The organism is Plantibacter sp. Mn2098, from assembly GCF_049319745.1.
Lineage (GTDB): Bacteria > Actinomycetota > Actinomycetes > Actinomycetales > Microbacteriaceae > Plantibacter.
The window spans coordinates 179728-198905 of the sequence record NZ_JBMOUH010000006.1 but is presented as its reverse complement, the minus strand read 5'-3'; the positions used below and the strand labels follow the sequence as shown (position 1 = coordinate 198905).

Sequence of the window (19178 nt, the reverse complement as noted above, 5' to 3'; positions counted from 1 at the left end):
GGGTCGGGTCGGGTCGCCGCGACGAACCGACGATCACAATCGTTCACCGTCCGTTCGACTCGTGGCAACCGACGCGAGCGTCACCGGAAACCCCGCTCCGACACGATCTGGGAGGCACTTCCCTGCCCAGACTCGTGAAGGAACATTCGTGAAGCTTCTCTCCTCCGCACGACGGGCGACGATGTCCGTCCTGCTCGTGACGGCCATCGCGGGCGCAACGCTCGCATCGGCCGGGATCGCCCAGGCCGCACCGTCGACCCCGACCCCCGACTACCTCAACGCGAAGGTCGGCGACCTCGTCGACGTGCGCATCGGCGACGTCCTTCCGACGCAGCCCTCCCTCGGCTACGACGAGGTCTACTACAAGCTCGGCCGATACACGCTCGGCAAGGACGCGATCAACAAGAAGTTCGACGACTGGTGCGAGGCCAACGGTCAGGTCGAAGCGAAGACCGCGACCCCCGCGTCGACGCTCGCCGACCCCAGCTCCTTCACCTGCAAGGTCGCCGTCGGCTCCGAGACGCCCGACAGCATCGCACCGATGAAGACCGTCGTGATCGGCCCGGGCGGGAAGCTGTACCTGACGGACGGCCACCACACGCTCACGTCCTTCTACGAGACGCCGGACGGCGGCCCAAACATGCACGTCCGTCTGCGCGTCCTCGGCAACCTGAGCACCCTCAGCGACACGGCGTTCTGGGATGCCATGGCCACGAACAAGTGGGACTGGCTGCGCGATGTCGACGGCAAGGCGATCACGCCAGCTCAGCTGCCGAAGAGCGTTGGCCTTGCGAACTTCCAGAACGACCAGTACCGGAGCCTCCTCTACTTCGGCCGTGACATCGGCTACAGCGCCGGCAGCCTGCCGTTCCAGGAGTTCTACTGGGGATCGTGGATCCGCGACGCGAAGCCGATCGACCTCAGCACCTGGGACGCCAACAACCTCGCCAGCTACCTCGCGACCGTCAAGGCGATGACCGAGAAGCAGACGTCGATCGCCCGCGACACCGTCATCGACAGCGGGTTCACGGCCGATCAGCTCGGCGCCCTCACCTCGTGGAACGACGGCAAGGCCGTCAACAAGGGCGAGTTCGCGAAGCTCTCCGTGCCGTACTCCGAGGCCAAGCCGGGCAAGCTCGCCTACGCGCTCGCGTACAAGGCGACCCTGCCGGCCCCGACCGCCCCGGCCACACCGGCTGCGCCGACCGCAGCAGTCCAGGGCTCGGACGTCACCGTCACCTGGGTGGCTCCGGCCAACGGCGGAGCCGCGATCTCGGGCTACGGCGTCTCCCTCAACGGTGGCACGCCGGTCTCCGTCCCCGGCAACACCACGAGCTACACCTTCACGGGTCTCGCTGCAGGGTCGTACTCGGCGACGGTCACCGCGACCAACGCCATCGGCACCTCCGTCGCCTCGCCGGCGTCCGCACAGGTCGTCGTCCCGCCTGCTCCGGTGGACCCGGGAACGGTCAAGGGGTCGGTCCAGGTGACCGGTTCGCTGCGGGCCGGCGGTTCCATCACGATCGAGGGCACCGGATTCGCCGCCTCGACCAACGGGTTCGCCGTCGAGATCCACTCTGCGCCGCAGAGCCTCGGTACGGTCGACACCGATGAGAAGGGCGCGTTCACGCTCAAGGCGAAGATCCCGGCCGCGACTCCGGCGGGCACGCACTCCATCGTCGTCCTGATCAACGGCACCGAGGTTTCGAGCGCTGAGATCTCCGTGGCTGCCGCGCCGACCGATCCTGCGACCCCGACCCCGACTCCGTCGGCTTCCCCTGCCGCCGGCTCCGGTGTGCAGGCCGGTCTCGCGTCGACCGGCTTCGACGGCGGCGGGCTGATCTGGATCGCGCTCGCGTTCCTCGTCGCCGGTGCAGGCACCGTTGTGGTGCTGCGTCGCCGGGACCGCGCAGAGCGCTGATCCCGGCCGCACACAACGCGGACGTGCTCGTCGACCATCAGGTCGGCGGGCACGTCGTCGTTGGTCCAGGTGCTGCGCTCCGATGGGGGAGCGCCAGCGTCACATCGGCCGGGCGAACCAGACGACGGCGCCGATGATGACGAGCGCGACGACGAAGACGATGGCGGCCCGCACGATCCTGCGACGACTGAACGTCCCCTTGCGGAACGCATCGTGCGAGACGCGTTCGAGCCCGGGGACGAGCGGCTGGAACTCTGGTTCGGTCTCGACGGCTGGCGGTCCTGGCAGGCTTTCGTTCGCTTCTTCGCGGCGGTCCATGCCTTCGAACCTAGCAAGCGGGCGTCGAATGCGACAGCATGCGCTCAGCGTTTGGGGGATCGGGGGAGGGGACGACAACGACCGCCGGGCATGATGCCCGACGGTCGTCGTAGAGAACGCAGCTGCTGGCTAGTAGCGCGGCTTCCGCGGCGGGCGGTCGTCGCGGTCCTCGCGGCGGGGGCCGCCACGGTCCGGACGCATCTCGATGAGCTTGCCGCCGATGCGCGTGTTCTCGAGCTTGGACAGGACATCCTCCGACAGGTTCGCCGGAAGCTCGACGAGCGAGAAGTCCGGGCGGATCTGGATGGCGCCGAAGTCCTCACGGCTCAGGCCGCCTTCGTTGGCGAGGGCGCCGACGATCTGACGCGGTTCGACCTTCTGACGCTTGCCGACCGCGATGCGGTAGGACGCCATCGCGCCGCTCGGGCGTGAACGACGCTCCGGACGCTCGGTCCGGCCGCCGCGGTCGCCGCGGTCACGGTCCGGGCGGTCCCAACGATCGCCAGCACCACGTTCGCTGCGGGCCGGACGCTCCGCCCGCTCGCGCTCCTCGCGCTCACGACGCTGCGCACGCTCGTCCTCCGGGGAGAGCAGCAGCGGCGTCTCGCCCTGGGCGACGACGGCGAGAGCAGCGGCGACATCGGCCTCCGGGACGTCGTGGTGCGCGACGTAGTGGCCGATGACATCGCGGAAGGACTCGATGCGCTCGGTCTGGCTGAGCGCCTCGGTGATCGCATCGTCGAAGCGTGTCAGACGCGTGGCGTTGACGTCGTCGACGCTCGGCAGCTGCATCTGCTCGAGTGGCTGACGCGTTGCGCGCTCGATCGCCTTCAGGAGGTGACGCTCACGCGGGGTGACGAAGCTGATCGCCGCACCGCTGCGACCGGCGCGGCCCGTGCGGCCGATGCGGTGCACGTAGGACTCGGTGTCGATCGGGATGTCGTAGTTGACGACGTGGCTGATGCGGTCGACGTCGAGACCGCGCGCGGCGACATCGGTGGCGACCAGGATGTCGAGCTTGCCCGACTTCAACTGGTTGACCGTGCGCTCGCGCTGCACCTGGGCGACGTCGCCGTTGATGGCTGCGGCGGAGTAGCCGCGCGCACGCAGCTTCTCTGCGAGGGTCTCCGTCTCGTTCTTCGTGCGAACGAAGACGATCATGCCCTCGAAGTTCTCGACTTCGAGGATGCGGTTCAGCGCATCGACCTTCTGCGGGTACGACACCATGAGGTACCGCTGCGAGATGTTGGCGGAGGTCGTGGTCTTGTTCTTGACCGTGATCTCTTCCGGGTCGTGCAGGTACTTCGCGGAGATGCGGCGGATCGAAGCCGGCATCGTGGCGGAGAACAGGGCCACCTGCTTGTCGTCCGGGGTGTCGGCGAGGATCGTCTCGACGTCCTCGGCGAAGCCCATCTTGAGCATCTCGTCGGCCTCGTCGAGCACGAGGTACTTGAGCTCGGAGAGGTCGAGCGTGCCCTTCTCCAGGTGGTCCATGATGCGGCCCGGCGTGCCGACGACGATGTGGACGCCGCGACGCAGCGCGGACAACTGGATGCCGTAGCCCTGGCCGCCGTAGACGGGCAGGACGTGCACGCCGCGCAGGTGCGACGCGTACTTCTCGAACGCCTCGCAGACCTGGAGGGCGAGTTCACGCGTCGGAGCGAGCACAAGCGCCTGCGGGTTCTTCTGCGAGAGGTCGATGCGCGAGAGGATCGGCAGGGCGAACGCGGCGGTCTTGCCGGTGCCGGTCTGGGCGAGGCCGACGACGTCGCGACCGGCGAGGAGTGGGGGAATGGTGGCGGCCTGGATGGCCGAGGGCTTTTCGTAGCCGACGTCCTTGAGTGCTTTGAGCACTGCGTCGTCGAGGCCGAGTTCGGTGAAGAGCGGCGTTTCAGGGGCAGTGTCTGCCTCGGCCGGGACTGTCGTATCAGGAGGCGTCATACTCCAACGGTAGTCTGTCAGGCTGACCGCGCGAGTCACAACCCTCAAATCGTGAGTTTTCTGGAAGACGTGGGTGTCGGCCGTGATGCGCATTCGGCGTTCGGCTGGTCCGGCAAACGGCGGGATCGCGGGCGTGACGACCGTGAGATCAGGGCCGCGCAGCGGATCGGAGGGAACGGTCCAGTGCGGTGAGGGTGACGGCGGCCGCCGCGAGCCCGAAGACGATCCAGCCGATCGTGTTGATGCCGGCATCGGTCGGTTCCTGCCCGAACACGAGGCCGATGATGCTCGAGGCAACGATGGCGCCGAGCTGCACGGACGTCCTCGACAGGCCGGCGGCGACACCGATCTGGTCCTTCGGCGCCTGACGGTAGAGCGCCGCCTGGTTGGAGATGGACGAGAGCCCCTGCGGGATGCCGAAGAGCGCGATCGTGATCAGGATGAACCACATCGGACTCGTCGAGGTGAGGAATGCGATGAGCAGACCGCCGACGAGCGGGGCGCTCGCCGAGATGAGCAACGGGATCCGCACGACCTTGGTCCGTGCGACGAGCGTCGACGCGATGCCGGCGATGACCGCGGCAGGCAATTGTGCGAGCCCGGCCGCCGAACTGTCCAGCCCGACGACGCTCTGCAACCACTGGCTCATGCCGTACACCACGAGGTAGGCGGCGGTGTACACGAGCATCAACCGCAGGTACGTGCGAGACAACGGGCCGTTGCGTGCGAGCATCCGGACGTCGATGAACGGCAGCGGGACACGACGCTCCCACCAGATCAGCGTGATGAGCGAGGCGACGGCGATCGGGATGAGCCAGTACAGGCCGGACCGGAGGTCCAGCAGGAATAGCAGGGTCGTCACGATCGTGAGGGCGAACAGGACGAGGCCGACCGGGTCGATGGCGCGCCACGCGGACCCGGTGCGCGCCCGGTCGCCGCCTGCGGCAGAGACCCGCGTGTCGTCCGCCGGGAGCCAGAACCATGCGAGCACGAATGCGGTCAGTGCGAGGGGGACGTTCACGAGGAAGATCGACTGCCAGCCGAACGACTCGATGAGCACTCCGCCGAGCACCGGGCCGATCGACGCCGTCACGAGCGAGGAGATCGACAGGCCGGACAGGAGGATCTGCGGTGGATCGCGATCGAGTCGCTTCGACTGGTCGCTGATGAGCGTCATCGCGGACGGATACGCGGCCGAGGTGCCGAGCCCGAGGAGGAGGCGCGCGGCGAGGACGCCGGCGAAGGTCGGGAAGAGCAACGGCACAACGCCTGCGACGGCGACGATCGCGAGACCGGCCAGATAGATGCGGCGCGGGCCGAAGGCATCGGCGAGCTTGCCCATCGCCGGTTGGCTCACGGCGCTCACGAGGTAGAGTCCGGCGACGAGCCAGATGACCGTGGCCGCCGACACCCCGACGGCGTGCGCGATGGGGGTCAACGCGACCGAGATCATGGTCGTGTTGATCGGGTTGAGCGCCGGCCCGATGAGGACGGGGGCCGCGAACCGGCCACCGAATCCGGTTGCGGCGTGCGGGCGGCGTGAGTCGTCTGGACGGCGGGCGTCGGTCATCTGGCGTCGGTATCGATCGTGAGGCGTTCGAGCAGGCCGATCGCCGTGGTCAGCGTCGACTGCTCGTCCGGGGTGAGCGACGCCGTGAGGAGCGCTGCGAGATCGGAGTCCCTCGTGCGGCTGACCTCGGCGATGATCGTGCGGCCGGCATCGGTGAGGGTCACGAGCACACGCCGCCCGTCGTTCGGATCCGGGCGCTTCTCCACGAACTCCTTCGCGATGAGGTCGGCGACGATCGTGCCCATCGACTGCGGCCGGAGCGGCTCGCGACGGGCGAGGTCGGCCGTACTGAGCGGCCCCTGTCGGTCGAGGAGGCTGAGGACCGACTCCTGGGAACGCGACAGCCCCTCGAAGACGCCTGCCTTGCGAACGATGCGACGCAGACGATCGGTGTTGAGCCTGAGTCGTTGTGCGGCGAGCAGCATCGTGGGGTCGATCGTGCGTTCCATACTTCGACTCTACAAATGGACAGTTCTTCTTGCAAGAAAAACTTGTTAGTTTGCCTGACGACTTAGTGTGCGCTGAACGTGCGGACCTTGGGGTCGGAGCGCGAGGACGGATGAACCCGAGATCTTCCTGAAAACAGCGGTCCATCCGGCGGAGGGCTCCGAACACGCTGCATGACGACGACTGCACCGAGCACCAGGCAACGCATCGAGACGGACGGCGCCAGGCTCGGACTCTGGCGCGTGGTGGTCCCGACGCGGATCGGACCCGTTGTGGCGAGGGTCGGTCGGGAGCGGGGCGGGCCGGCGACGATCCTGCTGCACGGCGCGGCCGGCTCCTGGACCACATGGACACCCCTGTTGGCCACGGCCGATGCCGCCGGCACGCCGCTCACGGACGTCGTCGCCGTCGATCTGCCCGGCTGGGGGGAGTCTCCGCTTCCCGAGCGCCGGGACGAGGCGGGCGGGCAGGCTGAGCCGCCCATCACCGTCGCCATGATGAGCGAAGCCGTCGAAGACGTCGCGAGAGCGCTCGGCTACAGCGAATGGCACGTCATCGGGCACTCCCTCGGCGGCTTCATCGCGCTCGACCTCGCAGCGAACACCCCGGAGCAGACCCTCTCCGTCGACCTCGTGTCCGGGACGGGGCGTGCGATCCTCGACGCCGTGCGGCACCCGTTCGGCGGCGGGGTGAAGCTGCCATGGTTCGCCGGCATGCTGCTCGCCATGCGCACGCTGTCCGTGCTCGGTCCATCGGCGAGGGCCGTCCTGCGCTGGCTGCACGGCGAGGGCGTGCTGCGATGGTTGGCCTCACCCGTGTTCGCGTCGGCGCGTGCGGTCGACGACTCCGTCGTCGCGGCGCTCGCCGACGAGGTCAGGCCGGCCTCGTTCGTGCTCGCCTGCCGGGCTGCGGCGGCTTACGACGAACGGCGCTGGTCCCGTATCGTGAGTCCCGTCAGAGCGCTCCACGGCGACCGTGACGTGTTCGTCGGACCGGGCGACGGCGCGGCGTTCGCAGCGCTCATCCCGGACTTCGCCGAGGTCAAGGTGGCCGGCGTCGGGCATTTCGCGGCCGTCGAGCGTCCGGAGGCCGTCCTCGCCGCCGTGCGTGCGGTGTGGTGAGGTTACAGCGCTGACCGGGGCAGTGCACGGTGCGCCCGGTCCGGCGTCGACCGCAGGGGAGACGTGCGCGCGACTCGGGCGTAGGCTCGACCCCAGATGAGGACACGGGCATCAGCGTGATGCGACGCCCGGGTTCGTCACACGGGCCCGGACGGGTGTCCTGGCAGGGATCCGTCGACGGGGAGCCGGGTGGAGATGGGCGCAGAATTCGCGAGCACGGCGGAGTTCGACGCGTTCGGTCCGTGGGTCGACCAGGTGCTCGGCCCGGATGACGTCCCACGTCTGTACGCGAGGTATCCCATCGACTTCCCCGCGAGCAGACTCGTGCTCAAAGTGCCGCGCGACATCAGCCGCCGCGACGCGTCGCCGACGATGGACCTCTACGACGCGCTGCTCATCGCCGGGACGGACCGGCTGACGGTGCTCACCCGAGTGGGGGCGAGGTTCACCGAGTCGTCCGTCAGATACGACCGGATCGCCGCCATCTCCAACCGGGTGAACCTCCTGGATGCGAAGCTCCGGCTGCAGACGATCGACGGCGCCATGGTCGAGATCAGGTACAGCGGTGCGTCGGAGCGCACGATGATCGGACTCGTCGAGATCCTCCGTTCCGCATCGCCGGCCGTCACCGACCCGCCGCGGCCGTCCGCCAGGCTGCCGCGGCAGACCCGGCTCGCCACACCACCCGCGCCGCTCGAGCTCGACGACCTCGGGAAGCACGACGTCGGCTTCGTCACCTCGTTCCGCGATCTCGCGCGCCGCGAGCTCGGTGTGTGGCTGCTCGCCGCGAACGGCCGGACCAGACTCACTCCCCGAGGCGGCATCGTCTCGAAAGCCCTCCACGCGGTGTACCCGATGACGCTCCACGGCGCGCTCATCTGCAGGTCCGAGGCGGAACTGCACGTGTTCTCCCGCAACGACTGGCTCGTGCGCGGAGGGGCGCCGGTGCTCTCCCGCGCGCACACGATCCTCCCAGTCGGGTTGATCGACGAGATCACGATGCACCCGCATCGCGACTACGAGGGTGTCGACGTCATCGTCATCAGGATCGGCTCGGCGCTCGTCGAGGTCATGGTCCCGGCCGGATCCGTCCTGGAGCACGCGCTGCTCGGGTGATGGCCAGTGGGGCGTTCGACCCGGTATGGTCGGGAGCATCGGCTGCGGGATGAACCGCGGTCGTCGCTCGGTCAAGGAGGACCAAACGACGATGCCAGTGCAGGAAAGCCTGACCCGCGGGTTCATCAGGGCGCTCGGGGCCGCGCCGGAGCGGTTGCAACGGTTCATCGCAGGCCCACCCGTCGACATCGACGGCCAACGGCTCTCGACCGAGGTCCAGATGGCGCTGCGTCTGCTGAACGCACTGCCCGGTTCGAGCTTCGAGGATCTGCCGATCGATCAGGCACGGGCACAAGTGGATGCGGAGGCGCGCATCTTCGGGTCGAAACCGGTGGTCGGCCTGGTCGAGGACATCGTGATCCCGGGTGCCTACGGCGACATTCCGGCGCGTGCCTATCTCGGGGACCCGGCCGCGCCCGTCGAGGGGTCCGTCGTCTACTTCCACGGCGGAGGCTGGGTCGTCGGCAGCCTGGAGAGCGCCGATTCCGTGTGCCGGTTCATCGCAGAACGCACAAATCTGCTGGTGGTCGCCGTGGGCTATCGACTCGCGCCGGAGCATCCGTTCCCCGCAGGGCTGACCGATGCGGTGGATGCGTTCCGTTGGGTCAGGGACACAGCAGGGGAGCGCTGGGGCGCCGCTGCCAGGGTCGCGGTCGCCGGTGACAGCGCCGGTGGCAATCTCGCGACCGTGGTCTGCACCGAGACGGTCGACGATGCAGCCGGAGGTCCGGACTTCCAGTTGCTCTTCTTCCCCGTCACCGATCTGAGCACGAAGCATCGCTCCTACGAATTGTTCTCCGACGGGTACTTCCTGACCGAGAAGCAGATGGACTGGTATCGCGTGGATTACCTCGGCGAGACGCCTCCGACCGATCCGCGGGTGTCGCCCCTGCTCGCGGAATCGCTGCACCGACTGCCGCCCGCGCACGTCGCCGTCTCCGGATTCGACGTCCTGCGCGACGAGGGCATCGCCTACGCGGAACGCCTCCGCCGCGCCGGCGTCCTCGTGACGCTCCAGGTGGAGCGGGGACACATCCACGCGTTCGTGAATTCGACGGGCGTCGGCCGCACGAGCTCGATCGCGCTCGGCTCCGCGGTGGACGTGTTGCAGCAGGCGCTCGTCGCGCAGTGAGGCGCGCTGCCCTAGGGTCGTCCCATGGACACTGACGACGCACGATGGTGTGTGACCGGCGCGGCGGGCACCATCGGCCAGGCGCTGCGTGCGCACCTCGCCGGCCGGGGGATCCGACTGCGCTCGCTCGACATCATCGACGCCGAGCCCGTCTCGGCCACGGACGAGGTCATGCGGGTGGACGTCCGCGACCTCGAAGCGCTGACGGCGGCGTTCGAGGGCGTCACGGGGGTCCTCCACCTCGGCGGGCTCGCCGACGAAGCGGACTTCCAAGACCTCGCGGAGGTGAACATCGTCGGGACGTACCACGTGCTCGAAGCCGCCCGCCGAGCCGGCGCCGCACGCGTCGTCTTCGCGAGCAGCAACCGCCTCACGGGCGCGTATCCGGCATCGGTCGTCGTCGACCCGACGATGCCGCCGCGCCCGGACGGGTTCTACGGCGTGTCCAAGGTGGCAGGGGAGGCGCTCTGCCAGTTGTATGCGGACACCTTCGGGTTGAGCACGGTCAGCATCCGGATCGGCAGCTACGAGGAGCGTCCGACGTCGGCGCGTGAATCGCACACCTGGCTGAGCCACGCGGACGCGATGCGAGCCTTCGACGCCGCGATGGCGACGGATGCGCACACCGCGGTGTTCTACGCGGTCTCCCGCAACACGGACCGCTGGTGGGACCTCGAAGCCGGCGAGCGGATCGGGTACACGCCAGAGGACGACGCCGCCGCATTCGGCGATCTCGGCCGGATGCCGACGGGGTCGATGCAGGGCGGCGTGTACGCGAGCGCTGAGTATTCCTTGGAACGCATGCGTCGCTGAGGTTCCTGCAATCCGGGTCGGGTAGGCTTCCGGAACGGTCGCCGAGTGCCGCCGTGAGACGCGATCGACCTGAAAGGGCCCCTGTGCGCCGACCGAACCAGCCCGGATCGAGCCGGACCGAACCGACGATGACGCGCCAGGACGTCGCTCAAGCAGCGGTCCGCAAGCGACGCTTCCGCCGGCGCCGCATCGTGGCAGGGCTCGCGGTTCTCGCGGTCGCCTCCATCGTCGCGACCATCGTGTTCGTCGCCAACACCTACCTCAAGGTCGTTGGGAACATCTCCGACAACGTCGTCGCCAGGCCCGGTCAGTCCGGCCCGGTCGACGGCCCGGACTGGAGTGGTCCGGTCAACCTCCTCATCATGGGATCCGACACCCGGGACGGGCTCACCTCCGGCGACTACGGCCAGGACGAGGCCGGCACCCGTTCCGACGTGATGATGCTCCTGCACGTCTCGGCCGACCACCACGATGCGACCCTCGTGAGCTTCCCACGCGACACGATGATGCCGATCCCCGAGTGCACGAACGCCGAAGGCGAGGTCTTCGAAGCCGAGGACGAGGCCCAGATCAACGGTGCGCTCAACCACGGCCCGCACTGTTCGCTCGACGCGATCCGCGACTTCACCGGCCTCGACGTCAGCCACTTCATCGTCGTCGACTTCGACGCGGCCATCAACGTGACCAACGCCATCGGCGGCGTCGACGTGTGCGTCGTCGACGATGTCGAAGACGCCTACTCCGGGCTCTCGTTGACGGCTGGAGAGCACTCGATCAAGGGCGCCCAGGCACTCGCCTTCCTGCGCACGCGGCACGGCTTCGCGGACGGCAGCGACCTCGGTCGGATCTCCGCGCAGCAGACGTTCCTCTCCGCGCTGGCCCGCAAGGTGAAGAGCGCCGGGACGCTCAGTAACCCCGTGACGCTGTTCAACCTCGCCGACGCGGCGTCGAAGTCGATCACGGTCGATGAGGCGCTCGGTTCCGTTCCGGCGCTCGCCGGACTCGCCGGGACGCTCGCCGGGGTCGAGCTCGACCGGATGGTGCTGATCCAGCTGCCGGTCGAGGACTATTGGGCGGACGACAACCGGGTGCAGCCCATCGCTGACGCCTCCGAGCAGATCTTCGCGGCCCTGCGGGCGGATCTGCCGTTGACCTTCGACGCGCCGGTGCCGGAGTCGCCGGACGAGGACGCGCCGGCTCTGGAGGAGCCGAGCGTCCCGCAGACCCCTCCGGCAAGATCGGGCACTTCCAGCGCCGTGGCGCTCCCGGATGCTGCGCGCGGACAGACGGCGAAGGACACCTCGTGCGCGCAGTAGGGGACGCCGACGGTTCGGGAGGTGCCGGCGAGGCCGGCCCGGCTGGCCCGTCTGGCCTGACTGGCCTGACCGGGCTCACCGGTCTCACCGGTCTGACGGCGAACGAGGTCGCCGAGCGGGTCGCTGCCGGGTGCACGAACCGCGTCGAGCGCACCACGAGCCGCTCCGGTTGGGACATCGTCCGCTCCAACGTGTTCACCCGCATCAACGCGATCTACGCGATCCTCTTCGCGATCGTGATGTCCACCGGCCACTACCTCGACGGGCTGTTCGGTGCACTCATCGTGGTGAACAGCGCCGTCGGCATGGTGCAGGAGATCCGGGCGAAACGGACCCTCGACCGCCTCGCGATCGTCGGTCGGTCAGATCCGATCGTGCTGCGGGACGGGGCGACGCTGGGAGTCGAGGCGGCAGACATCGTCGCCGACGACATCGTCCTCCTGTCCACGGGCGACACGATCGTGGTCGACGGGCCGGTGCTTGCGACAACCAGTCTCGAAGTCGACGAGTCGATGCTCACCGGTGAGAGCGACCCGGTGCTGAAAGCCGTCGGCGACGAGGTGCTCTCCGGCAGCTTCGTGATCGCCGGGACGGGCGCGTACCGTGCCGAGCGGCTGGGGGCGGAGTCGTTCGCGCAGAAGCTCGCCGCCGAGGCGCGTGGTTTCCGTCCGTCGCCCGGGGAGCTGCGCACCGGCATCAACCAGATCCTGCGCATCATCACGTGGGTCCTCATCCCGGTCGGCATCCTGACGATCGTCAATCAGCTGTTCCGCAACCACCAGGACCTGTCGGAGGCGTTGCGCGGCATGGTCGCGGCTCTCGTCCCGATGGTGCCGGAGGGGCTCGTGCTGATGACGAGCGTCGCGATGGCGGTCGGGGTCATCCGGTTGGGTCGGCGGAACGCGCTCGTGCAGGACCTCCCCGCGATCGAGGAGCTCGCACGGGTCGACGTCGTCTGCACCGACAAGACCGGGACGTTGACCGAGAACGGGATGTCGCTCGCCGAACTCCGCGCCGTCGTCCCTGATCCGGGCACCGAAGCCGCGCTCATCGCGTTGGGCAGGGCGGAGTCGAAGCCCAACGCGAGCATGGTCGCGATCCTGGACGGGCTCGGGGGAGCATCGGCGCCGCTGCTCCACCCGCTCGTCTCGATCCCGTTCTCGTCCGCACGGAAGTGGTGCGCTGCGGACCTTGGCGAGGCGGGCGCGTGGGTGCTCGGCGCACCGGATGTGCTGCTCCCGTCAGGGGACCCCGTTCGCGTCGAAGCGGAACGGATCGGTGCGGACGGGCTGCGTGTGCTGCTCGTCGCACGCTGCGACGCCGACATCGCCGTCGACCGCCTGCCCGCAGGGATCGCCGCGCGCGCCATCATCGTGCTCGAGCAGCGGGTGCGGCCGGAGGCGCAGGGTGCGCTCGACTTCTTCGCGGAGCAGGACGTTGCGGTGAAGGTCGTGTCTGGTGACAACGCGGCGAGCGTCGGCGCGGTCGCGAGGACGCTCGGCATCGCGGGCGTCGGAGCGCCCGTCGATGCGAGGAGCCTGCCGGAGCCTGGCGAGGACTTCGACCGGATCGCGGCCGACGCGGCCGTGTTCGGCCGGGTGAGTCCGGAGCAGAAGCGACAGCTCGTCCGGTCACTGCGCTCGCAGGGGCGCACGGTCGCGATGACGGGCGACGGCGTGAACGACGTGCTGGCGTTGAAGGACGCGGATGTCGGGGTCGCGATGGGGTCCGGCAGTCCCGCCAGCCGCGCGGTGTCGCGCATCGTGCTCCTCGACGACAGCTTCGCGACGCTGCCGCACGTCGTCGCGGAAGGCCGTCGTGTCATCGGGAACATCGAGCGGGTCTCGACGCTGTTCCTCACGAAGACCGTCTATTCGGTCCTGCTCGCGCTCTTCACGGTCATCGCCGCCGTCCCGTTCCCGTTCCTGCCGCGGCACATCACGATCATCGCGTGGTTCACGATCGGCATCCCGGCATTCCTGCTGTCGCTCGCCCCGAACACGGAGCGCGCACGGACGGGATTCGTGCCACGGGTGCTGCGGCTCGCGGTGCCGGCCGGCTTCTGGGTCGCGGCGGCGACGCTCACCTCGTTCCTGCTCGTGTTCGAGCGGGGAGTCGGCGGCGGTTCGCAGGTGCAGGCCTCGACGACGGCGCTCATCACGCTCCTCGTGATCGCGCTGTGGATCCTCGGGGTCGTCGCCCGGCCGTTTGCGCCATGGAAGGTCGCTCTTGTCATCGTGATGGCCGGTGGGCCGGCTGCGTTGCTCCTGACGCCGCTCGGCCAGCGTCTGTTCGAACTCGACCCCAGCAATCTCGAGTTCACGCTCATTGGACTGGCAGTTGCGGTCGCCGGCATCGTCCTGGTGCAACTGACCTGGTGGTTCCTCGCGCGCAGACGCCCACGCTCCCAATCGCACGCCTCGCACCTCCCGCACCCCTAACCGCACTTCACAATTCAGGAAGTTTTCCGTGATTCAGGACGAATCCGGTGCGTACGGGCGCAATTCCTCCTGAATTCTGTGGACGTTCCTGAATTGTGGAAGCAGTGGTGCGGCGAAGGGCTAGAGGGCGAAGGGCGCGGGTCGAGAGGGCGAGGGGCTGGGGCGAGGCTAGAGGAGGCCGGTGCGCTGGTCGGCGGTGGCGGACGAGGCCCGTTGCAGCAGCCAGCGCAGCGGTCGTGTCAAGAGCGCGAGCAGGAGCGGGTAGAGGCCGGTCGCCGGGACGGTCAGTGTGATGACGAGGGCGACGAAGGTGAGCGCGACGACGATCCAGTCGGTCCACAGCGTTCGCGACGGCAGCGCCTCTCCCGGGGCGAGTCCGGCCCGGACGATGACGACCTCCTGCAGCCGGACCGCGACCTCGGTCACGAGGATGGTCCCGATGTAGAGCCCGGCCGCGACCGGGTCGTGGCCGGGGGAGTTCACGATGAGCACCGTCGGCAACGGGAGGAAGACGATGCCGGCGAGCCAGAGCAGATTGGTATTGATGAGCGCCTTCGTCGACCCGGTCACCTGGCGATACAGCCGGTGGTGATCCTTCCAGAACGTCGCGATCACGACGAAGCTCAGTGCAGCAGCCAGGAGGTTGAAACCGTTCTCCGCGAGGAAATCCGACGCCGGACGGTTCCCGATCGAACGGGCGGCATCAACCAGCGGAAGGACGATGAGCGTGATCGCGATGGCGACGACGGCGTCCGTGAACCCGACGAGGCGTCCGACGCCTTCCTGGACGGTTGAGCGCTGCCGAGCGGAGCCGCCCTCCGAAACGCCAGTCGCTGCGTCTGCGTCGGCGTCTGCTGCTGCATCCGTCATGTCGTCGCCCTTCCTCGTCCTGGCCCGAGTCTGTCAGATCGAGGCGATGCGGCTGCTCGGAATCGCTTGAGCTGCGGCGGATCGTGCCCCCAGTCCGGGGCGGTTGGTCCGGGGTGCTGGTGCTGCTCCGATACGCTCGGAGGCACCCGTGAAAGAAAGTCGTATGACAAACCCGAATCCTCTTGCGCCGCCTCCCGGCTGGTACCCGAATCCAGAAAACCCGCTCGAAGTCCGGTGGTGGGACGGTGCTGCCTGGACGGCGTCCGCAGCCCCGGTGCCCGCTGCAGCATCGTTTGCTGGTGCTGTGTCCGCTCCAGTGTCGGCTCCCGTGTCCGGTCCTGCTCCGAGCTGGAGGCGGTGGCTTGCCCGGCGAGCGTCACCAGCCGCCGCTCCGCCTGCCGTACCCGCTCCGCCGACCGCACCCGCTCCGCCTGCGCCGCCGACCGCATCGGCCGAGCCGTCGCTCAACGACCGGCTCCTCACCATCGTGCGGAGCTTCCGCCCCGCGACCTGGTTGGGCATCGTACTGACCCTGATCCTGCTGTCCATGTCACTCGTCGGCGGTCTCGGCGGGCTGTTCATGATGGCCAGCCTCGTCGCGGCCGTCACCGGCATCTTCACGCTCGCCACGCGTCGACCGGGGTGGCTCGGCATTCCGTCGCGTGGCATCGCGCTCGGAGTCGTCGGCGGTGCGCTCGTCGTCCTCGTGCTGGGCGTGAGCATCACGAGCGCGACGGCCGGACCGAGCGCGTCCAGTGCCGCCCGTCCGTTCCTCTCTGGATCAAGCGCCACACCGACCACGACCGCGACGCCGACCCGCACCCCGTCCCCGACGCCGACGCCCACACCGACGGGTGATCCCCTCGATCCCGAGGTCGCGCAGTCGGCCGGCATCACCGCATCGGTCGTCGCTGCCGACACGGCCGCAACCTCCGGCCCCGCCCTCGCGGTGCTCGACACCTTGACGGTCAAGGGTAAAGCGCCGAAGACCGGGTACGAGCGCACCGCGAAGTTCGGCAAGGCATGGCTCGATGTGGACGGCAACGGATGCGACACGCGCAACGACGTCCTCGCGAGGGACCTGGGCGATGCGCAGAAGGCCGGCGCCTGCAAGGTCACCGCCGGAACGCTGCAGAATCCGTACACCGGGACGAGCCTGAGCTTCGTCCGCGGCAACGACACCTCAGCACTCGTCCAGATCGACCATGTCGTCTCGCTGTCGAACGCCTGGCAGACCGGTGCGCAGCAGCTCACCCAGGCGCAGCGGATCACGCTTGCGAACGATCCGCTCAACCTCATCGCGGTCGATGCGGCCTCGAACACGCAGAAGGGCGCGGGAGACGCCGCGACGTGGCTGCCGAAGAACAGTGGCTTCCGCTGCGATTTCGCCGCGAGGCAGATCAGTGTGAAGGCCACGTACGGGTTGTGGGTGACTCAGCCGGAGAAGACCGCCCTCGCTGGCATCCTGGCCGGGTGCCCGGATCAGCAGGCCGTGAGCTCGCAGTTCACCCCGCCGAAGCCGGAGCCGGTCGTGGTGCCCGAGCCCGCACCGGCGCCAGAGCCGGAGCCGGCGCCGGCTCCTGACCCCGAGCCGGCCCCCGCGCCTCCAGCGGCTCCCGACGAGGTGTCGGGCGGCGGTGCGACCGCGCTCTGCAACGACGGCACGCTCTCGTACTCCGCGCATCGCCGAGGCACCTGTTCGCACCATGGCGGCGTCGCCATCTGGTACTAGCGGCGCACCCATCCGCCAAACCCCTGCCGAGGGGAGGCGCGTTGTCGTTCGGGAACGTCTGGAACGACAACCCGCCGCTTCTCGGCGAGGTGGGGTGAAGTGGGATGGGTCAGGAGGCGAGGGAGCGCTCGTGTTCGGCCGCGGCGCGCGGCGCGCGGGCGGGCAGCGAACCCACCTGGAACGCGATGAGCGCCAGCGTGATCGCCGCGGCGCCGAAGATCGGGACGAGGGTGCCGCCTCCGAGCGTCACTGCGGCGGCTCCGAGCGGTGGGGCCAGCGCGATGCCCGCGTACATCGCGGTCGAATTCCAGGACAGCGTGATGCCCGCTGCCACCGGGTCGATCTCGACCAGGCGATGCTGGATCGGCAGTTGCGCCGCATTCGCGGTCAGGCCCCACAGTGCGAACACGATGAACGTCTCGACGAAATTGGTCGCGACGAACGGCAGTGCCACGAGCAGCACCACCTGTGACGCGTGGATGACGAGTGCCGTCCGCCGGTTGCCGAAGCGGTCGATGAGGGGCCCGGCCGCGAGGTTCCCGCCGATTCCGGCGACGCCGAACGCGAGCAGGAGCAGGGCGAGCAGCGATGCGGAGCCGCCGGTCGTCGTCGCGGCCACGGTCGAGCTGAAGATGTAGACGGTGTTGAAGCCGCAGACCACGAGCGTCGTCGCGACGAGGGTCAGCAGGATGCGCGGCTCCCGGAGGACGGCGAAGCGCCGGCCGATCGAGACCGGCGGGCTGAGCGGGACGTGGCGCACGAACAGCGACACGGCGATCGCAACGAGCACGGCCAGGCCGGCGAGGGCGAACAACGGTACGCGCCAGCCGCCGACGGCGGCGATCGCGGTGCCGAGCGGGGCGCCGAACGCTGTCGCCCCCGCGAAGCCGATGAGGACGAACGCCATCGCCTTTCCGCGGCGTTCAGCCGGGGCGAGGGCAGCGGCAGCCGCTGTGGCCGCCGGCACGATGGCCGCCCCGCCGAGTGCGGCGAGGATGCGTCCGAGGGTGAAGACGAGCAGTGTCGGCGATGCGGCGGCGATCACGGTTCCGATCGCGACGAGCACCATGCCGACCGCCATCAGGGTCGTGCGCGACAGGCGGGGGAGCAGGATGGAGACTGCCGGAGCCGCGATCGCCACAACGACGGAGTAGAAGGTGATCGAGTAGCTGACATCGTTGGTGTGGACGCCGAGCGATGCGGCGATCGACGGCAGGAGGCCGGCGATGACAAAGGCGTTGGTGCCGACGACGAACAGTCCGGCGGCGAGGACGGCCAATCGTGGATACAGTCCGCGGACGGAGTACGATTGTTCAACATTCTTCATACGATGGACGATAGCACTGTTCAAAATAGTTTGAACACTTTTTCGTCACACTTGAACGGATTGATGACGATGAGCGACGAATACCCCGTCCCGGACATGGCCGACGTGCAGTTGGTCACGGTGCTGCGCGCCGTAGCCGACCCCGTCAGATTGCAGATCGTCCGTGTCCTCGCCGACGGGGAGCCGCACGCGAAAGGTGCGGACGAGTGGGGGTTCGAGTTGCAGAAGTCAGCGCTCTCGTATCACTTCAAGACGCTGCGCGAGGCCGGCATCACGCGGACGATCGTGACCGGCCGCACGCACGCCATCCAGTTGCGTCGCACGGAGCTCGAAGGCCGCTTCCCCGGTCTCGTCGACGTGCTACTCCAGGCCTGAGTCGCCGTCGCACCCGGCTAGCATGGGCGCATGATCGAACCATCGGCCAGCGTCCCGTCGGCTTCTGAGTCCCGCTCGATCGATCCGGCGACGGGCAGGCGGCGGGCGGGGAGGCCGTCGGGGATCACGCGGGAGGCCATCGCTCAGGCGGCACTCGCGACGATCGACGGCATCACCGTCGGGCGGGTCGCGAAGCAGTTGGGCGTCGGTGTGTCGTCCCTCTATCACCATGTCGACGGCCGCGGCGAGCTCATCCTGCTCGCGGCCGACGCTGCGCTCGCTGAGGTGGTCTGGCCGGCGGGGTCCGACGACTGGCGCTCAGACCTGACCGCGCTCGCCGATCTGCTCGTCGGTGAGTTGCTCGCGAGGCCGGGTCTGGCCAGGGCGCTGCAGTCGCTCTCCTATCCGCCGCCGCGGCTGGCGAGGGCACTGCAGGAGACGGCGGATCGGCTGCTCGCCCTCGGGGTGTCCGAGCGGGATGCCGGTCTCGCACTCTCGGTGCTCGGGCGCCTCGCGATGGACGCCGCGCTCGCGGGCGACGTCGAACCGTTGCCGGATCGTGTCAGGACGGTCGAGTATCGCTACGTGCTCACGGCCGGCGACCCGATCGGCGACATGCACGACAAGATCGACGTGTTCCTGGATGGATTCGCCCTTCGTGTGGGGGCGGTCGGATAGTGGTCGACGTGTGGTGATACGACGAGGGTGGCCCAGTAACTAAGGGCATGCTAACTTGTT

The 19178-nt window shown here is 68.8% G+C and carries 16 protein-coding genes and 1 pseudogene; 11 read left to right on the top strand and 6 right to left on the bottom strand.

Translation table 11 applies throughout. The features are described 5' to 3' along the window. The first annotated feature begins 148 nt into the window (after positions 1 to 148). A complete protein-coding gene (locus tag ACL9RL_RS11075) occupies positions 149 to 1921 on the top strand; it encodes a ParB-like protein (protein ID WP_422780309.1) in 1773 nt (590 codons plus the stop codon). Positions 1922 to 2020: 99 nt separating this feature from the next. Here the strand turns inward: ACL9RL_RS11075 and ACL9RL_RS11070 are convergent, their stop codons facing one another. The 4 genes from ACL9RL_RS11070 to ACL9RL_RS11055 form a co-directional block, all read right to left on the bottom strand. After that, positions 2021 to 2239 (bottom strand): hypothetical protein, encoded by a 219-nt coding sequence (locus ACL9RL_RS11070; protein ID WP_422780308.1) that lies wholly within the window; start codon positions 2237 to 2239, stop codon positions 2021 to 2023. Positions 2240 to 2368: 129 nt separating this feature from the next. After that, positions 2369 to 4180 carry a DEAD/DEAH box helicase gene (locus ACL9RL_RS11065; protein ID WP_422780307.1) on the bottom strand — a complete coding sequence of 604 codons (1812 nt, stop codon included), beginning with the start codon at positions 4178 to 4180 and terminating at the stop codon, positions 2369 to 2371. A gap of 148 nt (positions 4181 to 4328) precedes the next feature. Continuing rightward, complete coding sequence (locus tag ACL9RL_RS11060) at positions 4329 to 5633, bottom strand: MFS transporter (protein ID WP_422780306.1); 1305 nt, start codon at positions 5631 to 5633, stop codon at positions 4329 to 4331. A gap of 113 nt (positions 5634 to 5746) precedes the next feature. Further along, complete coding sequence (locus ACL9RL_RS11055) at positions 5747 to 6199, bottom strand: MarR family winged helix-turn-helix transcriptional regulator (protein WP_422780305.1); 453 nt, start codon at positions 6197 to 6199, stop codon at positions 5747 to 5749. Positions 6200 to 6370: 171 nt separating this feature from the next. Here ACL9RL_RS11055 and ACL9RL_RS11050 point away from each other — a divergent pair, with 171 nt between their 5' ends. From ACL9RL_RS11050 to ACL9RL_RS11025, 6 genes are all read left to right on the top strand, one after another. Further along, a complete protein-coding gene (locus ACL9RL_RS11050) occupies positions 6371 to 7318 on the top strand; it encodes an alpha/beta fold hydrolase (RefSeq protein ID WP_422780304.1) in 948 nt (315 codons plus the stop codon). 195 nt (positions 7319 to 7513) lie between these two features. Continuing rightward, positions 7514 to 8434: a hypothetical protein gene (locus ACL9RL_RS11045; protein ID WP_422780303.1), complete on the top strand. Its 921-nt coding sequence runs from the start codon at positions 7514 to 7516 to the stop codon at positions 8432 to 8434. A 91-nt stretch (positions 8435 to 8525) separates the two neighbouring features. Next, the gene (locus ACL9RL_RS11040) at positions 8526 to 9566 is read left to right on the top strand and encodes an alpha/beta hydrolase (protein WP_422780302.1); all 1041 of its coding nucleotides are present in this window, start codon (positions 8526 to 8528) and stop codon (positions 9564 to 9566) included. Positions 9567 to 9590: 24 nt separating this feature from the next. After that, positions 9591 to 10379, top strand: a complete 789-nt coding sequence (locus ACL9RL_RS11035) for an NAD-dependent epimerase/dehydratase family protein (protein WP_422780301.1) — start codon at positions 9591 to 9593, stop codon at positions 10377 to 10379. 128 nt (positions 10380 to 10507) lie between these two features. Further along, positions 10508 to 11695: an LCP family protein gene (locus ACL9RL_RS11030; RefSeq protein ID WP_422780300.1), complete on the top strand. Its 1188-nt coding sequence runs from the start codon at positions 10508 to 10510 to the stop codon at positions 11693 to 11695. Continuing rightward, positions 11683 to 14136, top strand: a complete 2454-nt coding sequence (locus ACL9RL_RS11025) for an HAD-IC family P-type ATPase (RefSeq protein WP_422780299.1) — start codon at positions 11683 to 11685, stop codon at positions 14134 to 14136. The genes ACL9RL_RS11030 and ACL9RL_RS11025 overlap by 13 nt, the downstream gene beginning before the upstream one ends. A gap of 168 nt (positions 14137 to 14304) precedes the next feature. On the opposite strand, the gene ACL9RL_RS11020 is transcribed toward ACL9RL_RS11025, so the two are convergent. Continuing rightward, positions 14305 to 15006, bottom strand: coding sequence for a TMEM175 family protein (locus ACL9RL_RS11020; protein ID WP_422780298.1), 702 nt, complete (start codon positions 15004 to 15006; stop codon positions 14305 to 14307). A 163-nt stretch (positions 15007 to 15169) separates the two neighbouring features. Between ACL9RL_RS11020 and ACL9RL_RS11015 the strand changes: the two are divergent. Together ACL9RL_RS11015 and ACL9RL_RS11010 are read left to right on the top strand one after the other, a co-directional pair. Further along, positions 15170 to 15283, top strand: a pseudogene (locus tag ACL9RL_RS11015) (DUF2510 domain-containing protein); the annotation flags it as partial. A gap of 27 nt (positions 15284 to 15310) precedes the next feature. Further along, the gene (locus tag ACL9RL_RS11010; protein WP_422780404.1) at positions 15311 to 16738 is read left to right on the top strand and encodes a GmrSD restriction endonuclease domain-containing protein; all 1428 of its coding nucleotides are present in this window, start codon (positions 15311 to 15313) and stop codon (positions 16736 to 16738) included. A 109-nt stretch (positions 16739 to 16847) separates the two neighbouring features. Here the strand turns inward: ACL9RL_RS11010 and ACL9RL_RS11005 are convergent, their stop codons facing one another. Then, entirely contained in the window at positions 16848 to 18065 is a 1218-nt protein-coding gene (locus ACL9RL_RS11005) for an MFS transporter (RefSeq protein WP_422780297.1), read from the bottom strand. A 69-nt stretch (positions 18066 to 18134) separates the two neighbouring features. Here ACL9RL_RS11005 and ACL9RL_RS11000 point away from each other — a divergent pair, with 69 nt between their 5' ends. Together ACL9RL_RS11000 and ACL9RL_RS10995 are read left to right on the top strand one after the other, a co-directional pair. Next, positions 18135 to 18440 (top strand): ArsR/SmtB family transcription factor, encoded by a 306-nt coding sequence (locus ACL9RL_RS11000; protein ID WP_422780296.1) that lies wholly within the window; start codon positions 18135 to 18137, stop codon positions 18438 to 18440. Positions 18441 to 18470: 30 nt separating this feature from the next. Beyond that, the gene (locus tag ACL9RL_RS10995; RefSeq protein WP_422780295.1) at positions 18471 to 19118 is read left to right on the top strand and encodes a TetR/AcrR family transcriptional regulator; all 648 of its coding nucleotides are present in this window, start codon (positions 18471 to 18473) and stop codon (positions 19116 to 19118) included. Positions 19119 to 19178: the final 60 nt, after the last annotated feature.